We start from the raw sequence: 18,394 nt of genomic DNA, 5'->3' as shown, positions 1-18,394 counted from the left end.
TATGAGGTGAGAAACGATGGTAGAAAAACGAATTCCAATTCAAGTTGCTGAGGCAGTAGAACGGGTAATGAAATATGCAAAGCATGGTGAAGTAGAAGAAATTTCTATTACGGAAAGTTACGGGAGAATTCTCGGGGAAGATGTTGTCTCAGATCATGACGTTCCTCATTTTGATCGTTCCCCTTACGATGGTTTCGCCATTCGAGCAGAAGATACGAAAGAAGCAACTCAAGAGAATCCAGTTGAATTTGAAGTAATAGGAGAAATCGGGGCAGGTTCTGTTTTTACAGAAGAAGTAGGATCTTTTCAGGTGGTTCGTATTATGACAGGAGCAGCTATTCCACAAGATTGCAATGCAGTCGTAATGCTAGAGCTGACAGAAGGGTTTGAGAAGAACGGGAAAACATATATGAAGTTAAAACGCCCTTTTAATAACGGTGACAATGTGTCGTTTAAAGGAGAAGATATAAAACAAAATCAAGTTCTCGTTCAGAAAGGCGTTGCAATTAATCCAGGTGTTGCCGCCTTATTAGCAACGTTTGGATATAGCACTGTGAAAGTTGTAAAACAGCCTGTTGTCGGTATTGTAACGACAGGAAGTGAATTATTAGAAGTACATGAGCCGTTAGAACCGGGGAAAATTAGAAATAGTAACTCGTATATGATCGCAGCTCAAATTATGAAAGCTGGCGGGAAAGTTCGTTATTATGGTCAACTCGCGGATGAGTTAGATGCATGTTTTACAGCTGTTCAATCAGCGGTGGATGAGGTCGACATTTTAATTACAACAGGCGGTGTATCAGTAGGAGATTATGACTACTTACCAGCTATTTATGAAAGGTTACAGGCAAATGTACTCTTTAATAAGATAGCCATGAGGCCCGGAAGTGTAACGACAGTAGCTGAAGTTGATGGAAAGTTACTCTTTGGTTTATCAGGAAATCCGTCTGCTTGTTATGTAGGCTTTGAATTATTTGTGCATCCAATTATAAAAACGTATTTGTATGCGAAGGAACCTCACGTATATAGAGCGGATGCTATTTTACAAAAAGATTTTCCAAAGCCAAATCCATTTACTCGTTTCGTAAGAGCGAACGTAACAATTGTGGACGGGGCGTTACAAGCGATGCCAGTTGGTTTAGATAAATCGAGTGCGGTATCTTCACTTGCAGATGCGAATGCTTTTATCGTGTTACCTGGAGGAACGAGAGGATTTGAGACCGGAATGAAAGTATCCGTATTATTGTTAGAGCACTCTGAGGGATGTGATTGGCCATGGGCAAAGCCCCTTCAATCTTACAAATAGTAGGATATCAAAATAGCGGGAAAACAACACTTGTTGAGAAAGTGGTGCATGCATTAGCTGAACGAAAAATGAAAGTTGCTACAATTAAACATCACGGGCACGGAGGCTTTCCAGAAGTAGCGCAAAAAGATAGCGAAAGACACCGTAAAGCTGGTGCTGTCGTAAGTAGTGTAGAAGGTGCTGGATTGCTTTCACTTTCTTCACTAAGAAAGAAATGGTCCTTGCAAGAAATTATTCGCTTATATGAGTTTTTTGAAGTGGATACAATTTTAATAGAAGGCTATAAAAAAGAGAATTACTCGAAAGTAGTGTTACTTCGTTCTGCGGAAGACATTGAGCTTTTACATAAAGTAGAAAATATAGTGGCGGTTATTACGTGGTATGATGTTCCGGCAAATATACGAGAAGAATATAAAGTATTTCATATAACAGAAGAAGAGTTGTACATAGACTGGTTTTTACAAACGGTTAGGAGTGCGAAATGATAAATACATATTATGAAGTAATTGATACAGAAATCTCAATTGAAGAAGTAACGAAGAAAGTAATTCGACGTGAATGCGGTGCTGTTACAACATTTATTGGAACGGTTAGAGAGTTTACGAAAGGGCGTCGTACATTATACTTAGAGTATGTTGCTTATAAGACGATGGCAGAAAAGATGCTAGAGAAAATTGGCTTGGAAGTGAAAGAGAAATGGCCAGGTACATATGTTGCGATTACACATCGCATCGGTACGTTGCAAATTTCTGATATAGCGGTTGTTGTTGCTGTTTCAACACCACACCGTAAAGCGGCTTATGAAGCGAACGAATATATTATGGAACGCATAAAACAAATTGTTCCGATTTGGAAAAAGGAGTTTTGGGAAGATGGTGACTCATGGATTGGTGATCAATTAGAAAAAACACCATATCCGGCGGGAGAGCCTGGGAAGGAGCTATAAGTATGATTAGAGTATTGTTATTTGCGCACTTGCAAGAAGAAGCAGGGACAAGTGAATTACAAATAGAGAAAGAAAATATTACGGTTGCACAGTTAAAAGATGTTGTTGCGAACGAATATAATGTACCAGTTTCAGAGCCAATTATGGTTGCGATTAATGAAGAATACGCAAATGAAGATGACAGGGTCCAATCTGGTGATGTTGTTGCACTAATTCCACCAGTGAGCGGTGGTTAATATTGGATTTATTAAAACGACTTTCCTACATAGGGAAAGTCGTTTTTTTATGGCAGTTTTGAGAACACTAATCTATAGAACAAGGAGGGAACTATGAAAAAAATATGTGTCGTTATCACAATGCTATGTGTGGCCTTTTTCTCTTCTCCAAGCGATTCTTTCGCGAAAGAATCAAGAGAACAGCTTTTAGAGAGTGCATTATCAAATAGGTACTATTCAGTTATTAGACAAGTGACAGAAGATCAATATGAATGTGCTTCAGTTATAGATATAAAGCGTCTCGGCAAGAAAGATGAATTTGTTCCTAGATACGAATTGAAGCTACAATTTCTTACATTTCAAGGAGCGCATAATCCGCCGAACGATAAAGTTACGCTTACTTTGGAAGATCATTTAGATCACGTAAAGATAAAGAAAGTGGAGCGAGAAAAGAATGTTTCTGACGCTATTGCAGAAAAAGTTTGTGAACGGGAAAAAGAAAAAATAAAAGCTCACTCTAACGACTTAGAGTGATAATCTATGGCATTTAGTAAAGAAAGGTAATGAGTGATGGATATATTTTTAGCGATTTTACCAGCTATATTTTGGGGAAGTATTGTGCTATTTAACGTAAAACTGGGCGGGGGCCCGTATAGTCAAACGCTCGGAACAACATTTGGAGCACTTATTTTTTCAATTGTTGTTTATATTTTTATGAAGCCAGTATTAACACCTACCGTTATCGGAGTTGGAGTTGTGTCAGGTTTATTTTGGGCGCTTGGTCAGGCGAATCAATTGAAAAGTATTGATTTAATGGGTGTTTCGAGGACGATGCCAATTTCAACAGGACTTCAATTAGTCGCGACGACTTTATTTGGCGTTATCGTATTTCATGAATGGTCCACGACAATATCGGTCGTTCTTGGGGTTTTAGCGCTCGTTTGTATTATTATCGGTGTTATTTTAACATCGCTTCAAAGTGAAGAAGAAAAGAATGCAGAGCAAGCAGCAAACTTTAAAAGAGGTATCGTAATTTTATTAATTTCAACAGTCGGTTATTTAGTTTACGTAGTAGTAATTAGGTTATTTAACGTAGATGGCTGGTCGGCTTTGTTGCCACAAGCGGTTGGTATGGTGTTAGGTGGGATTTTGCTTACCTTTAAACATCATCCATTTAATAAATATGCAATTCGCAATATTATTCCAGGATTAATTTGGGCAGCTGGAAATATGTTTTTATTCATTTCACAGCCGCGTGTTGGAGTCGCAACAAGTTTCTCGCTATCGCAAATGGGAATTATTATTTCCACGCTTGGTGGGATCCTTATATTAGGTGAAAAGAAAACGAAACGTCAATTAACGGGTATCGTTGTCGGTATCGTTTTTATTATCGCAGCCGGAATTATGTTAGGTATAGCCAAAAGTTAAAGGAGGTATGGAAATGTATAGTGATTTAGCAGGGAAAGTTGTCGTTATTACAGGATCAGCAACTGGTCTCGGAAGAGCGATGGGAGTGAGGTTTGCTAAGGAAAAAGCGAAAGTGGTTATTAATTATCGCTCACGAGAATCAGAAGCGAATGATGTGTTAGAAGAAATTAAAAAGGTAGGCGGCGAAGCGATTGCTGTAAAAGGTGATGTAACCGTCGAATCAGATGTTGTGAATCTCATTCAATCTGCTGTGAAAGAGTTTGGTACGCTTGACGTTATGATTAATAATGCAGGGATAGAAAACGCGGTACCGTCGCATGAAATGCCGCTTGAAGATTGGAATAGGGTAATTAATACAAATTTAACAGGTGCTTTTTTAGGAAGTCGTGAAGCGATTAAATATTTTGTAGAACATGATATTAAAGGGTCTGTCATTAATATGTCTAGTGTTCATGAGAAAATTCCGTGGCCACTATTTGTGCACTATGCAGCAAGTAAGGGTGGCATTAAACTGATGACAGAAACGCTAGCGTTAGAATATGCGCCAAAAGGTATTCGAGTAAATAATATTGGGCCAGGTGCAATTAATACGCCAATTAATGCCGAAAAGTTTGCTGATCCTAAAAAACGTGCTGACGTAGAAAGTATGATACCTATGGGCTATATTGGAAAACCTGAAGAAATCGCAGCAGTAGCAACTTGGCTTGCTTCATCAGAGGCGAGTTACGTAACTGGAATTACGTTATTTGCAGATGGTGGAATGACTTTATACCCATCGTTTCAAGCTGGGCGTGGGTAATATGAAAAGGACAAAGAGTTTATCTCTTTGTCCTTTTTTACAAAAAAAATAGCGTTCGGCTATTTTAAAATTAATGATTAATTGTATCTTGAAGAAATTCTGTTGCTTGATGTTCAGTAACATTTTGTACGAGCGCGACTTCGCTGATCATCATTTTTCGTGCATTATCTAGCATTTGTTTTTCGCTCGCATTTAATGTTCTCTCTTTATTACGGCGAAGTAAATCCCGAACCACTTCTGCGCTATCTTGTAAATTGCCATTTTTCATTTTTTCCATATTCATTGTATATCTTTGTTTCCATGAGAGTGATGGGTCTGACTCCCCGTTTTGAAATTCAAGAAGTATATCATCTAACGTACCTCGATCAACGATATAACGAATACCTGATTTTTTTAATTGTTCCATCGGAAGCATTACTTGCATATCTTTACTAATGATGCGTATCACACAATATTGACGTGAAGTACCTAATATTTCTTTCTCTTCAATTGCTTCGATAATTCCTGCACCGTGCATTGGATAAACGATTTTATCACCAATTTGAAACAAATCATCCACCTCCATATGTGGTAACCACTTTTAATGATAGCATACGCATGTAAAAATGTCAAATTTTATATAATAACATAACATTTATATTAGAGTCAATAAGGTGAAGTGCTTTTTTTTATGTTTTTTTTGAACTTATTTATCCCGCATTAACGGGCAATAAGACCCCCACCTCAAAATTCAGCGAAAGCAAAGAAGTTAGGTGGGGGGGCGGGCTGATAATCAGTGGAGGATGAATAAACCCCTCCGCTGATTAAAGTTTCACTTTATAGTGATTTTTTTAGAAAAATAGTACAGGTGAGAAAGAAGGCATATCCACTTATTTTTAAGCATAAAATGTAAAAGCGCTAATACAATATACCTAAATCCGTTCTTTGCAAAGGAGGGAGAGAAGGTGGGGCGCACAATAAAAATTGATATTACAAATAAAGTTGTAGCTAAATTTAGACCAAATTATTTGGAATTATATACGAGTAAATTTATGATAGGTAAGTTTTATGTCTATACTGAAGATAAAAAATATGTGTTAGAAGACGGATATATATATGAGAATGGAAAGTTTTATCGCATCATAGATACGCACCGTGGCAATAATCAAGCGGCGGAGGGCTGCGATCTAGGATGGTGTTAACATGATTCGTGTGAAAGTTTTTGATGAAAGTCACGAAAAAGACTTAGAAGACGCTGTGAATGTGTTTTTGAAAAAGATTGATGATAGCAACTTTGTAGATATTAAGTATCAAGTTGGTGTTTCCATTAACGACGATGAAAACCAAATTTATTGTTTTTCAGCAATGATCGTTTATAAAGCATAAAAAAGAGCTGGCTCACCCAGCTCTTTTTTATGTTTTATGTTGGGACAACATGTGTCGGTAATACGTTCATAATAGATTGGGGTGTGCCTAATTTCTTTGTCGTTAAAAGAGGCTCCCCTGTTTCATGATTTTGGGCATCTTTACACATACCAAGGTGATAACGATCACCTAAAAATGGATCAATATAAAAACCGTTTTTGAATACTTTATCATTCGGATGTTTTTCATGATGAATATCAGAGCAGTTAATGCAATAGAACATAGCTTTCATCCCCTTTTTATTTTTGTTTGAAAAAAGTGAGTCGGTAGTCATTTCGCTCCTGAGGAAATGTTGAGGAGAAGAGAAATAACTACCTACTCAAATGGTGGGCATATTCCTTCTGATTTGTCATATCTCGCGTATTGTCCCTTGAGGGAAGGAGGAGAGACGAAGTACGCATGATATAAGTAAGGCGCTTCTCTCAAGATAAATGATGGAGTTTCATGTTGAGAGAAGTTTTTATTTTGTATTGCCTTTGTGAGTATATTATGAGGAAATGCTAAGAGGGTGTTTGTCCTGTTGAAAAAATGTTGAGAATTTCTCAACAGTAAAAGAATTAGCGTTGACATGAAACTAAAAGGTGTTATATTATCGAAGTATAACCAAAAGGTGTTATGTTATAACGCCGAGTAAAGGAGAATGAAAATGGAACAACAAAATACATTAAATGATATTAAACAAACAATCGTTTTTAACGCGTCTATTCAAAAGGTATGGAGTGTAGTATCAACTGCAGAAGGGATTGCGTCATGGTTTATGCCAAATGATTTTGTATTAGAGGTAGGACATGAATTTCATGTGCAATCACCATTTGGGCCATCACCATGTAAAGTGTTAGAGATTGATGAGCCAAACTATTTATCTTTCTCATGGGATACAGATGGCTGGGTTGTTTCATTTAATTTGAAAGACTTAGGAGATAACAAAACAGAATTTACGTTAATTCACGGCGGCTGGAAACATCCTGATGAAATTCTTCCGAAAGCAAATGCGAAGAGCTCTATTATTCGCGATAGAATGAGCGGTGGTTGGGTAGCGATTGTAAATGAAAAACTGAAAAAGGTTGTCGAAGGCTAAGTGTCCTCGTCAGCAGCGAAATATGATGTATTTCAAGCAATTGCTGATCCAACCCGCCGAGAAGTAATACGGTTATTAAGTGACAAAGAGTTACCGATTTCCAAAATAACGGATCATTTTCCGATGAGTCGTACTGCGGTTGTAAAGCACCTTCATATTCTTTCGGAAGCGAATTTAGTAAGTGGAAGAAAGAGCGGAAGAGAGAAGATATATCGCTTGCATCCAGAGCCATTAGAGGAATTACAGCAGTGGCTCTCGTATTATGAACGTTTTTGGGATAATAAATTGTCCATGCTGAAACATATTGTGGAGAATGAAGAGTAAAAAGAGGATGACCGAAATGGTCATCCTCTTTATTATTGCTCACTTGTTTGTGTAGCTGGCTTTAATAAAAGCCAAGCGATAATTAATGTACATACTGCTAATACGAAAGTACTCATATAAATGACGTGTACACTTGCTGCTAATGCGGATTGTGATTCAGTGGCTACACTTGCTGTAGTCCCGCCGTGTCCACCAGATACAAGATCAAGGTTTTTAATGCCGCGTGCATGAATCATCGTATTAAAGATTGTTCCAAAGATTGCAGCACCTAACGTTTGACTGAATGTATTAATAAATGTGTTTAAACCAACGGCTGTTCCGCGTGTATGAGCTGGTACGGCTGCTTGAATTGTTACCATGTAAATCGGTGTCACAAGCCCCATTCCTAAGCCGAATAATCCGACTGCTACATAAATAAGGAACGATGGTGAATTTGTTGATAGTGTAAATAATAAGAACGTAGCGACTGATAAAATGCTAGCTCCAAGTAAAATGATTTGTTTCGTTTTTAATTTGCCTACTAAGTTACCAGAGAAAATAGCGCCAAATGTCCACATAACAGGGATTGGCATTAAAATAAGTCCAGCTTCTGTAGCATTTTTCCCTAATACACCTTGGCTCCAAATTGGAAGGTACATTGTAATACTAATAATCATTGCGCCAGCAATAAGAGTTAATATATTTATCGTAGATAATGTACGGTTAGAGAAAAGTGCTAGCGGAATTAATGGTTCTGGAGATTTTTTCTCGATGAATAAGAAAATAATAAATGAAATAGCGGCAAAGATTAATAGGCCGATAATTGTCATGTCTCCCCAGTTTTGCTTACTGCTACCTGTTAATAATGCATATAGTAGAGCGATTGTACTTAATGAGAAGACTGTTGCACCAAGATAATCGATATGATGCTTAGCAGCTTTAATAGATTCTTTGTAGTAAATTGCAATCATTAAGCAAGCGATAATTCCGAATGGAACGTTTAGGAAGAAAATATAGCGCCAAGAAAGGGAATCAACTAAAAATCCACCTACTAACGGTCCGATAACACCGGATACACCCCAAACGGCACTCATCCAACCTTGTGCTTTCGCGCGGTCTTTCGCTTCGCTATATAAGTCTCCAATAATCGTCATTGTGATTGGCATAACAGCACCAGCACCGATACCTTGAAGCGCGCGGAAAAAGATTAATTGTTCCATCGATGTAACGACTCCGCAAAGTGCAGAACCGACTAAAAAGATTGTAGCTCCGATCAGTAAAACTTTTTTACGGCCAAATAAATCAGCGAGCTTTCCGTATATTGGAGTCGAAACAGCTGTTGCAAGCATATAAATTGCATATACCCAACTAACAAGTTCGACGCCTGACAAATCACTCGTTATACGAGGGATTGCTGTACTAACAATCGTTCCTTCTACCGCAGAAAGAAACGTCATTAACATTAAAGACATCATGACTTTTTTTCTCATTTGTTTTCCCCTTACCCTTTTTTAAATATTCAACAATATAAAATATAAAGGTACTAAGGTAAATAAAGCAACAAAAAAGCAATGGAAAGTTACATGGAGCAGATATTTGTCGCTTCTTGTCGGTAAGTCGATAAATTTGGAAAATCGCCGATATAAGTTGCAGAATCGCTGATAAATTTGGGGAATCGCCGATATAAGTTGCGGAATCGCTGATATATTTGTGGAATTGCTCATATAATTTCATGTACCTATAAAAAAAGAAACAGGAATCCCTGTTTCTTTTTTTAATACTGCATTTTCGCGTTTTCTCCAGCTGTCGTTCCGGCAATTCTACCAGTAACAAGGGCTGATGTAATATTATAGCCACCAGTATAACCGTGAATATCAAGAACTTCTCCGCAGAAATATAAGCCGTTCGTAAATTTAGAAGACATTTCTTTCGGGTTAATTTCTTTCACGGATACACCGCCGCCAGTAACGAATGCTTTTTCAATTGACTGCGTACCATTTACATTCACAGTAAACTCTTTAAAGTCTTTCACAAGTGCACGAATCTTTTCGTGAGAAACTTGTCCAGCTTGTTCGCTACCGTCAATTTCATTTTTTTCTAATAAGAATAGGAAGTAACGTTCAGGAACATAACCTTTTAAAACGTTTTTAATTCCTTTTTTCGGATCTTCTTTCATTTGTTTCAGCATGCGCTGAAATAGTTGCTCACTATTTTCCTCTGGCAATGCATCAATACTCATTTGTATTGTATTCGTTTTAAACTTTTTCAGTGCTTTCACGACGAATTGACTACAGCGAAGAGCAGCGGGTCCGGATAGGCCGAAATGAGTGAAGAGCATGTCCATTTTGTGAGAAATGATAGCTTTTCCTTTCGGGTTTAATACACTTAAGTTTATATCACGTAAAGCAAGGCCTTGTAATGAGCGGTCACGTATAAACGGCTCGTTTGAAAGGATAGGTACTTCTGTTGGGAATAATTCTGTGATTGTATGACCCGCTTTTTCAGCCCAAGCATATCCGTCTCCAGTAGATCCAGTTTGAGGAACTGATTTTCCGCCAACAGCGATAACGACGTGATTTGTTTCTAACACTTCACCTGTTTGCAGTATAACTGCTTTCGTTTGACCATTTTCATATTCAATCGTTTCAACAGGCGTATTTGTACGAATTTTTACACCTAAGTCTTTTAATCGTGTTAAAAGTGCGTCTACAACAGATTGTGCTTTGTTTGACACAGGGAACATGCGACCATGGTCTTCTTCTTTCAATTTAACACCAAGATTTTCGAAGAATGTAATAATATCTTCATTATTAAAAATAGAAAAAGCGCTGTATAAGAAGCGACCGTTTCCTGGTATATGTTTAACAATTTCATCAAGTGGTAGACGGTTCGTTACGTTACAGCGTCCGCCACCAGAAATTGCAAGTTTACGCCCAAGTTTATTTCCTTTATCAAGAAGTAAGACATTTGCGCCTTCTTCTGCAGCACCAATTGCAGCCATTAGCCCAGAAGGACCGCCGCCGATGACAATAACATCATAATGCATAATATATCGACCTCATTTTCTACATTTCCTACATTTCCTGCCTAAAAGAATAGCATGTTTTCCCTTAAAAGAAAAATAGAGTGAAGTACTGCTTAATGAGAGAATTGTGGTACAATACAAAAGTTAGAGTTCAGCACTATCCTGCCATTTGTAGGCGATAAGACTAAAACCTCAAGATTTAGGAGAAGTAAATAGGGAGTCTGTTAGCCTGTAAATGCTCGAATGGTTCAACTAATAAGGAGTAGGAGAGAAGTCTCCAACTAATTATAGTTTCACTTTATGTAGATGTAGGAGGATTTTTGTATGTCCGATTCGAAATTTCTGCGCGGAACGCTTATTGTTACGCTAGGGACATTTTTAGTAAAGTTCTTAGGCATGATTTACGTCTTTCCGTTTCATGCATTAGTAGGAACAGAAGGCGGAACGCTCTATACATATGGATACATTCCATATACGATCTTTTTAAGTATCGCAACGGCAGGTGTGCCACTTGCTGTTTCAAAATTTGTTTCCAAATATAATGCGCTTGGCGATTATAAAACGAGCCGGAGAATGTTCCGCTCGGGAATGGTTATGATGATAGTAACAGGAGTTCTTTCGTTCCTAGTACTGTACATGACGGCGCCATTGTTTGCAGAAGCGATGCTTGGTAAACAAAGTATACACAATAATGTAGGAGAAGTTACGACGATTATTCGTCTTGTAAGTTTCGCACTTATTGTTGTACCAGCAGCGAGTTTAATTCGTGGTTATTTCCAAGGTCACCAGTCTATGGGACCAACTACCGTTTCACAAATTATTGAACAAATTATTCGTATCGTCTTTTTATTAGCAGGTAGTTTTATCGTTATTAAAGTACTTGGCGGTACAGTTGCAACAGCAGTTGGAGTAGCGACATTTGCTGCGTTCGTTTCAGCGGTTGGAGCACTCGGTGTGTTAATTTGGTACTGGTTAAAACGTAAAAAATATTTGGATCAATATCTAATTGAACAAACTGTACCAGAATCAACAGTAAGCACCGTTCAATTGTTTAAAGAGTTATTTGCATATGCGATTCCTTACGTTGTAATTGGGTTAACAATTCCTTTATATCAACAAATTGATACATTGACATTTAACTCAATTATGCAGGCGATTGGTCAAGGTGATATCGCAGAGCGAGCTCTCGGTATTTTCACAATGTGGACGCATAAGTTAATTATGATTCCTGTATCACTTGCAACAGCGTTTAGTTTAACGCTTGTACCAGCAATTACAAAATCATTTACTGAAAAACAATACCGCTATTTGAAATTGCAAATTACACAAACATTCCAGGCGAATATGTTTTTAACATTGCCAGCAGTTGTCGGTATTTCTTCACTGGCATATCCAATTTATACTGCGTTTTACGATTCAGATCCACTAGGTGGACAAGTATTAATGTGGTATGCACCAGTTGCGTTGTTATTCGCTTTATTTACAGTAACAGCGGCAATCCTGCAAGGTATTAACCAGCAGAAGCATGCGATTATTGCGCTTATAATGGGCGTTATTTTGAAATTTGTATGTAACGTAATCTTTATTCGTTATTTCGGTACAGTAGGAGCAATTCTAGCAACAGCAGTTGGTTTCTTAGCTTCTGTTTGGTACACAAATCAACAAATTAAAAAATACGCACACTATTCATTCGGTGTTGTATATAAAAGAACATTCCAAATTGCAGTACTAACACTTATAATGGTCGTTGCTGTAAAACTATCACAATGGCTTCTATCCTTCATGATTTCGCCTGATGGCCGTATTGGTGCTCTTATAACAGTTGCAATTTGTGCAGGTATTGGCGGTCTTGTTTACGGATTGTTAGCAATTCGCACAGGAGTACTTGAAAGAGTATTTGGCGGAGAAGCATTAGATAAAATTCAACGTAAACTTGGTAGTAGATTTAAAATAAAGTTGAAATCAAGAGGGGCGTAATTACGTCCCCTTTTCTATGATAAATAAAGAAGGTGAAAAACGTGAGATTAGATAAATTATTAGCAAATATGGGATATGGAAGTAGAAAAGAAGTAAAGAAATTATTGAAAGACGGCGTTGTGAAAATTGATGGAACGCCAGTAAAAGATGCGAAAGTTCATGTAAATGTAGAAGAGCAAGAAGTTATGATTCACGGTGAAGTTGTGGAATACAAAGAATTTGTTTACTTAATGATGCATAAACCACAAGGTGTTATTTCAGCGACGGAAGATGATAATCATGAAACAGTAATAGATTTATTAGAATTAGAAGATGCAATCTTTGATCCGTTCCCAGTTGGACGACTTGATATCGATACGGAAGGTTTCTTATTGATAACAAATGATGGGAAGTTATCACATCAATTATTATCTCCGAAAAAGCATGTGCCGAAAAAATATTATGCACACGTTGCAGGAGTAGTAACAGAAGAGGATGTAAAAGAGTTTGCTAAAGGTGTTATTTTAGATGATGGCTATGAAACAAAGCCAGGTGCACTTACAATATTGAAAAGCGATGATATTTCTGAAATTGAGCTTGTGATTACGGAAGGGAAATTCCATCAAGTAAAGCGTATGTTTGAAGCGGTAGGAAAAAAAGTAGTCTACCTAAAGAGAACAGAGATGGGTCCGTTAGTATTAGATGAAGAACTAGAACTTGGACAATACCGAGAGCTAACAGATGAAGAAGTAGAAATGTTAAAAACATATCAAGTAGATACTGACAAGTAGTACCTTTATAGGCGCAGAAAAGACCCCTTTCTAATAATTAGAAAGGGGTATGTATTTATTTACATACAATTATTTTTCGTTATGAGGTCATTCTCACTTTCTTTCCTGTTGTTGTCCACTTACCGCGGCAAGGGCTATACACGAGTTCATTAAACTGCAACACATTTAGATCACGTTGTATCGTTCGCGGTGTGATCCCGAACTCATCTACAAGGTCTTTCGTCGTTACCGTTCCGTTTTCATTGATGTACATATAAATTGATTTAATGCGTGTTAGCATACGAGTAGTTGTAGGTTTCAAGAGAAAACCACTCCTCTACTAGTTTTTTTGACCCCATTCAGGAAAGAAGGTCGTTACTACCATTGTACTCTACATGATAAAATTCATGCTTTAATCTACTTAAATTTTACAGAAATTTAACAAATATTCATATAGAAAAATATTGGTAGTTGACATTGTATATATGGTCAGTCAACTAACACATAAAATTCTACGTAAAACGCCAAATTCCTGCAAATTTTTTTGAAAAAATAAAAGAAAAACTAATAAGAAATATCTGAAATATTACAATTGTTCGGTATTTAGTTTTCGTGTATGGCATAAGAGATTTCGGTTTGTTATGATGAAAGAAACAATATAGTGAAGGATGGATGCGTGATGTCAGCAATTAATTGGACAGAAGAAGTTGCGAAACGAAAAGATGATTTAATTCGTGATACACAACAATTTTTACAAATTAAAAGTGTATGGGAAGAAGAATCGGCGAAAGAGGGCGCACCATTCGGTGAAGGTGTAGAAAAAGCTTTATCTTTCATGTTACATAAAGGAGAAACTGAAGGTTTTGCTTCTAAAAATTTAGAAGGATATGCAGGTCATCTTGAAATGGGACAAGGAGAAGAGTTAGTAGGTATTCTTTGTCACGTTGATGTTGTACCAGAAGGAGATGGCTGGACGACTCCTGCATATAGTGCGGATATTCGCGATGGAAAGATTTTTGCACGTGGTGCAATTGACGATAAAGGCCCAACGATGGCAGCATATTATGCGATGAAAATTGTGAAAGAATTAGGCTTACCTCTTTCCAAACGTGTTCGTATGATTATAGGAACAGATGAGGAAAGTAATTGGAAATGTGTAGATCACTACTTTAAAAATGAAGAAATGCCAACAATCGGTTTTGCACCAGATGCAGACTTTCCAATTATTAATGCAGAAAAAGGAATTTCTGACATACAAGTTGTGCAAAATGGTAGTGAAGAGAAAAAAGGTACATATGAACTTGTTTCATTTGATTCAGGGCGCCGTTTAAATATGGTTCCTGATTTTGCAGAAGCGGTTATTACAGGAGAAGATGTAAATGCACTTACAGTAGCATATGAAGAGTATTTACAAACTGCTAAAAAAATAGGGAAATCGACTATAGAAGGAAATGCAGTGACGTTGCAAATAGAAGGAATTTCAGCGCACGGATCTACTCCTGAAAAAGGAGAAAATGCAGGTTTATTATTAGCAAACTTCTTAACTACAGTTTCACTTGATGGAAAAGCAACTGCATTTGCGACATTTGCAACAGAAACATTTACTGGTGATATTTTTGGTGGAAAAGCTACTATTGCTTATAAAGATGAAATTAGCGGTCCGTTAACAGTGAATGTCGGTCGCATTTCTTATACGAAAGAAAACGGTGGTAACTTAGGGCTAAACGTACGTTACCCAGTTACAACTAACTTTGAAGAAACAATTGTGAAGTTGAAAGAATATGTTGGTACGCATGGTTTTGAAGTGGCTGACTATTCTAATTCTCGCCCACATCACGTCGATAAAGATCACGTATTAATCCGTACGTTACAACGTGTGTATGAAGAACAAACAGGTGAAAAAGCAGAACTATTAGCAATCGGCGGCGGTACTTATGCTCGTTCATTAAAAGCTGGTGTGGCATTTGGGCCGCTATTCCCTGGAAAAGAAGAACTTGCACATCAAAAAGATGAGTATATCGAAATTGAAGACTTATTAAAAGCAACAGCAATTTACGCGCAAGCAATTCATGAATTAGCGAAGTAATGGATATATAAATAATGTCCGCTCTCTATTTTGGAGAGCGGCTTCTTTTTACCTGAATGAGATAAGAAAGAAAAGCAACAATAGAAAGAAGGAGAAGATGTACATGGAACTGCATTATTTTGTCGCAATTACGTTACCGAATCATATAAAAGAAATGCTGTATAACTATAAAAAGGACATGCAAGAGGAATTACAATTTCGTTCATGGGTACATAAAGAAGACTATCATATTACCCTTTCATTTTTAGGGAGTGCAACGGAGGAACAATTAGAGGGAATAAAAAATGGATTACAAACAGTTGCAGAAACAAAAGAACTATCGTTCACGTTACAAGGTTTTTCAACGTTTGGTAGGGAAGATCAGCCCCGTATTTTTTGGGCGAAGGTAAGTGAGAATCACGATTTGTTTCAGTTGCAAAAGCAAGTACATGCCATTTGTGAAGAAAATGGATTTTCTCTAGAAATACGCCCGTATCACCCGCATATTACCGTTGCTCGTAAATGGATAGGAGAAGAAAAGTTTCGTTTAGAAAGTATAAAAGAAGTGCCTGAAATATCATTTCAAGCAGATACAATTACTTTATACGAATCCCACGTGAAAGAAACCCCGAAGTATAAATCGATTGCTGAAATAAAATTACAAAAATAGAATGTTGAAAACGTTTTTTATGCAGGTGAATATACTATAGAGAAGAATGGAGTTACTGTATAGAGTCTTGTTGATAAGAAAAGCCTTATCATTTGCAGCTCATTTTATCTCGCCTAATTGGTGAAGGCTAATAATAAGTGAGGATGGAAAAATTTTCTCGCTCATTAAAGTTTCACTTTATTTTAACTTTGAGAATGATGGTGATTTTTTTATGTTGAAAGTAAAACGTCCATTTGATGCCTATTTAGATGAAATGAATAAAATTACAATTTTGCTCCCACATGCGTATGGAACAAGTCGGACATTTCGTTTGCAAGAAGGAAGTAATGTGAAAGATTTACCGATTGCTCATACTATTGCGCTTCCAGATGCAACGAAGTATGAGTGCTTTATAGAAGAGCCGCTAGATGTGGGGAAGTATTATACAGTACGAGATGAACGGAATGAAGAAACTGATTTACAAATAGGTGCTGTTATTCGAACAAAAATTTTCGAGGAAAAGTATTATTACGAAGGTACAGATTTAGGTGCTGTGTATCAAAAACAAGAAACGACATTTAAAGTATGGGCCCCAACTGCAAGGCTTGCGAAAGTAAGAATTTATAAGAGTGATAAAGAATATACCGATCATGAAATGTACAGGGGAGAAAACGGAGTTTGGATTCAAACATTACAAGGTGATTTAGACGGAGCACGCTATACATTTCTTGTTTGTATTAATTTAATATGGAACGAAGCGGTGGATCCTTACGCAAAGTCAGTGACTGTAAATGGAAAATATGGCATTGTTATCGATTTAGAAAAGACGACTGTAACGAAACGAGAGCAATTACCACCATTACAAGCAATGACAGATGCCATATTGTATGAATTGCATATTCGTGATGCTACTATTCATCCGAACAGTGGAGTGAGTAAAAAAGGGACGTATAAAGGGCTAATGGAAGAAGGAACAACAGGACGAAATGGGACATTGACAGGTTTGTCTCATATAAAAGATTTAGGCGTTACGCATGTTGAATTATTACCTTTATATTGTTTCGGTGGTGTAGATGAGGCGAATCCTTCGTCCGCCTATAATTGGGGATATAATCCATTATATTACAATGCACCAACAGGATTTTATGCTACAAACCCCTCTGATCCGTATAACAGGATAGTTGAGTGCAAACAACTAATTGAAACATTTCATGAACAAGGTATTAGGGTGATTATAGATGTTGTATATAATCATGTTTATGAAAGAGAGCTATCATCATTTGAGAAGCTTGTTCCAGGATACTATTTTCGTCATGGTGAAGATGGTATGCCTTCTAATGGGACGGGAGTCGGAAATGATATAGCATCTGAACGGAAAATGATGAGGAAATTCATTGTAGAGTCTATTTTATATTGGCTTACTGAATACAATGTCGATGGATTCCGATTCGATTTAATGGGAATTTTAGATGTTGATACAATGAATATGATAGAGAAAGAAGTGCGAAACATAAAACGAGATGCTTTGTTATTAGGAGAAGGATGGGATTTACAAACACCGCTTCCTCTTGAGGAAAAAGCAACGTTAAATAATGCGAAGAAAATGCCACATATCGCGCAGTTTAATGATCAATTTCGTGATGGGATAAAAGGGAGTACATTTCATATAAATAAGCGTGGTTTTGCATTTGGTGGGCATGTAGACTGTAATCATTTGCAGTATATTGCAGCAGGAAGTCTTTTAAGTATGAAAGAAACAGGGATGTTTTTAGAGCCGGCGCAAAGCATTAACTATGTAGAATGTCATGATAATATGACGATGTGGGATAAACTAGTGCGCAGTAATGAAGAATCAGAAACGATTTTGAAAAAACGTCACCTATTAGCGAGCGCAATGGTTATTCTTTCACAAGGCATTCCTTTCTTACACGCAGGGCAAGAGTTTTATCGTACGAAGAAAGGAAATGAAAATAGTTATAATGCAAATGATGAGATCAATCAATTAGATTGGGATCAAAAAGAGAAAGAGATAGAAACCGTTAACTATATAAAAGGTTTAATTGCGATTCGTAAAGAGCATGGGGCATTCCGATTACAAAATGCAGACCTTATAAAAAAACATATGACTTTTTTACAAACATCTACAGAAGTACTTGCATATCACCTAGAGCATGCAGAATCGTTTGGGCCGTGGAAAGAGATTATCGTCTTATTTAATAGCGGTTTAGAAGCTAAAACTGTGCAACTTCCGAAAGAAGCAACGTGGCATGTGTTAGTAAACGAAAACGAAGCGAAAATAGAGCCAATTTCTTCATTTAGAGGAAAGGAACTTAGGCTCGCTCCAATTAGCACGTATATATTGACGATAATGTGACAAATCGCTACTTGACGATGAGAATGTAATAAATGTAGAATTGACAAAGGTGACGATTTTGATAAGTTGTCATTCT

General features: G+C 37.2%; 21 protein-coding genes. 16 read left to right on the top strand and 5 right to left on the bottom strand.

Annotated elements, in window-relative coordinates; all coding sequences use genetic code 11:
- Positions 1-16: 16 nt before the first annotated feature.
- From moeA to ABWK52_RS01610, 7 genes are all read left to right on the top strand, one after another.
- Positions 17-1,306 carry a molybdopterin molybdotransferase MoeA gene (gene moeA, locus ABWK52_RS01640; RefSeq protein ID WP_000229698.1) on the top strand — a complete coding sequence of 430 codons (1,290 nt, stop codon included), beginning with the start codon at positions 17-19 and terminating at the stop codon, positions 1,304-1,306.
- Positions 1,276-1,791: a molybdopterin-guanine dinucleotide biosynthesis protein B gene (gene mobB, locus ABWK52_RS01635; RefSeq protein WP_000513645.1), complete on the top strand. Its 516-nt coding sequence runs from the start codon at positions 1,276-1,278 to the stop codon at positions 1,789-1,791. The genes moeA and mobB overlap by 31 nt, the downstream gene beginning before the upstream one ends.
- Positions 1,788-2,252 carry a molybdopterin synthase catalytic subunit MoaE gene (gene moaE / locus ABWK52_RS01630; protein ID WP_000611226.1) on the top strand — a complete coding sequence of 155 codons (465 nt, stop codon included), beginning with the start codon at positions 1,788-1,790 and terminating at the stop codon, positions 2,250-2,252. The genes mobB and moaE overlap by 4 nt, the downstream gene beginning before the upstream one ends.
- 2 nt (positions 2,253-2,254) lie before the next feature.
- Complete coding sequence (gene moaD / locus ABWK52_RS01625; RefSeq protein ID WP_000621778.1) at positions 2,255-2,488, top strand: molybdopterin converting factor subunit 1; 234 nt, start codon at positions 2,255-2,257, stop codon at positions 2,486-2,488.
- A 93-nt stretch (positions 2,489-2,581) separates the two neighbouring features.
- Entirely contained in the window at positions 2,582-3,001 is a 420-nt protein-coding gene (locus tag ABWK52_RS01620; RefSeq protein WP_000717677.1) for a DUF3888 domain-containing protein, read from the top strand.
- 36 nt (positions 3,002-3,037) lie between these two features.
- Entirely contained in the window at positions 3,038-3,895 is an 858-nt protein-coding gene (gene glcU / locus ABWK52_RS01615) for a glucose uptake protein GlcU (RefSeq protein ID WP_000350867.1), read from the top strand.
- A 13-nt stretch (positions 3,896-3,908) separates the two neighbouring features.
- Complete coding sequence (locus ABWK52_RS01610; RefSeq protein ID WP_000286673.1) at positions 3,909-4,694, top strand: glucose 1-dehydrogenase; 786 nt, start codon at positions 3,909-3,911, stop codon at positions 4,692-4,694.
- A 70-nt stretch (positions 4,695-4,764) separates the two neighbouring features.
- Here ABWK52_RS01610 and ABWK52_RS01605 read toward each other — a convergent pair whose 3' ends face one another.
- Positions 4,765-5,259 carry a CarD family transcriptional regulator gene (locus ABWK52_RS01605; RefSeq protein ID WP_000451446.1) on the bottom strand — a complete coding sequence of 165 codons (495 nt, stop codon included), beginning with the start codon at positions 5,257-5,259 and terminating at the stop codon, positions 4,765-4,767.
- Between the two features lie 379 nt (positions 5,260-5,638).
- Here ABWK52_RS01605 and ABWK52_RS01600 point away from each other — a divergent pair, with 379 nt between their 5' ends.
- A complete protein-coding gene (locus ABWK52_RS01600; protein WP_000533804.1) occupies positions 5,639-5,875 on the top strand; it encodes a DUF2553 family protein in 237 nt (78 codons plus the stop codon).
- A 1-nt stretch (position 5,876) separates the two neighbouring features.
- Entirely contained in the window at positions 5,877-6,059 is a 183-nt protein-coding gene (locus ABWK52_RS01595) for a sporulation protein Cse60 (protein ID WP_000621751.1), read from the top strand.
- 34 nt (positions 6,060-6,093) lie between these two features.
- On the opposite strand, the gene ABWK52_RS01590 is transcribed toward ABWK52_RS01595, so the two are convergent.
- On the bottom strand, positions 6,094-6,321 hold the full coding sequence (locus tag ABWK52_RS01590; RefSeq protein WP_000498988.1) for a DUF3973 domain-containing protein: 228 nt from the start codon (positions 6,319-6,321) through the stop codon (positions 6,094-6,096).
- A gap of 423 nt (positions 6,322-6,744) precedes the next feature.
- Here ABWK52_RS01590 and ABWK52_RS01585 point away from each other — a divergent pair, with 423 nt between their 5' ends.
- Both ABWK52_RS01585 and ABWK52_RS01580 read left to right on the top strand, forming a co-directional pair.
- Entirely contained in the window at positions 6,745-7,176 is a 432-nt protein-coding gene (locus ABWK52_RS01585) for an SRPBCC family protein (protein WP_000437770.1), read from the top strand.
- Complete coding sequence (locus tag ABWK52_RS01580) at positions 7,177-7,500, top strand: ArsR/SmtB family transcription factor (RefSeq protein ID WP_000098837.1); 324 nt, start codon at positions 7,177-7,179, stop codon at positions 7,498-7,500.
- A 32-nt stretch (positions 7,501-7,532) separates the two neighbouring features.
- Here the strand turns inward: ABWK52_RS01580 and ABWK52_RS01575 are convergent, their stop codons facing one another.
- Together ABWK52_RS01575 and ABWK52_RS01570 are read right to left on the bottom strand one after the other, a co-directional pair.
- Complete coding sequence (locus ABWK52_RS01575) at positions 7,533-8,969, bottom strand: MDR family MFS transporter (protein ID WP_097862835.1); 1,437 nt, start codon at positions 8,967-8,969, stop codon at positions 7,533-7,535.
- A 284-nt stretch (positions 8,970-9,253) separates the two neighbouring features.
- On the bottom strand, positions 9,254-10,525 hold the full coding sequence (locus ABWK52_RS01570; RefSeq protein WP_000558859.1) for an NAD(P)/FAD-dependent oxidoreductase: 1,272 nt from the start codon (positions 10,523-10,525) through the stop codon (positions 9,254-9,256).
- A gap of 303 nt (positions 10,526-10,828) precedes the next feature.
- Between ABWK52_RS01570 and ABWK52_RS01565 the strand changes: the two genes are divergently transcribed.
- Complete coding sequence (locus ABWK52_RS01565; RefSeq protein ID WP_001284029.1) at positions 10,829-12,481, top strand: putative polysaccharide biosynthesis protein; 1,653 nt, start codon at positions 10,829-10,831, stop codon at positions 12,479-12,481.
- 41 nt (positions 12,482-12,522) lie between these two features.
- The gene (locus ABWK52_RS01560) at positions 12,523-13,251 is read left to right on the top strand and encodes a pseudouridine synthase (protein ID WP_001234946.1); all 729 of its coding nucleotides are present in this window, start codon (positions 12,523-12,525) and stop codon (positions 13,249-13,251) included.
- A 79-nt stretch (positions 13,252-13,330) separates the two neighbouring features.
- On the opposite strand, the gene ABWK52_RS01555 is transcribed toward ABWK52_RS01560, so the two are convergent.
- A complete protein-coding gene (locus ABWK52_RS01555) occupies positions 13,331-13,552 on the bottom strand; it encodes a DeoR family transcriptional regulator (protein ID WP_000805512.1) in 222 nt (73 codons plus the stop codon).
- 357 nt (positions 13,553-13,909) lie between these two features.
- Between ABWK52_RS01555 and pepV the strand changes: the two genes are divergently transcribed.
- From pepV to pulA, 3 genes are all read left to right on the top strand, one after another.
- On the top strand, positions 13,910-15,316 hold the full coding sequence (gene pepV, locus ABWK52_RS01550; RefSeq protein ID WP_098541202.1) for a dipeptidase PepV: 1,407 nt from the start codon (positions 13,910-13,912) through the stop codon (positions 15,314-15,316).
- Between the two features lie 103 nt (positions 15,317-15,419).
- Positions 15,420-15,965 (top strand): RNA 2',3'-cyclic phosphodiesterase, encoded by a 546-nt coding sequence (gene thpR / locus ABWK52_RS01545; RefSeq protein ID WP_000418996.1) that lies wholly within the window; start codon positions 15,420-15,422, stop codon positions 15,963-15,965.
- Positions 15,966-16,176: 211 nt separating this feature from the next.
- Entirely contained in the window at positions 16,177-18,318 is a 2,142-nt protein-coding gene (gene pulA / locus ABWK52_RS01540) for a type I pullulanase (RefSeq protein WP_098541201.1), read from the top strand.
- Positions 18,319-18,394: the final 76 nt, after the last annotated feature.

This window comes from Bacillus sp. AP50 (assembly GCF_040492675.1).
Classification (GTDB): domain Bacteria; phylum Bacillota; class Bacilli; order Bacillales; family Bacillaceae_G; genus Bacillus_A; species Bacillus_A cereus.
The sequence above is the reverse complement of the archived record's forward strand: the minus strand, read 5'-3'. Positions and strand labels throughout refer to the sequence as shown.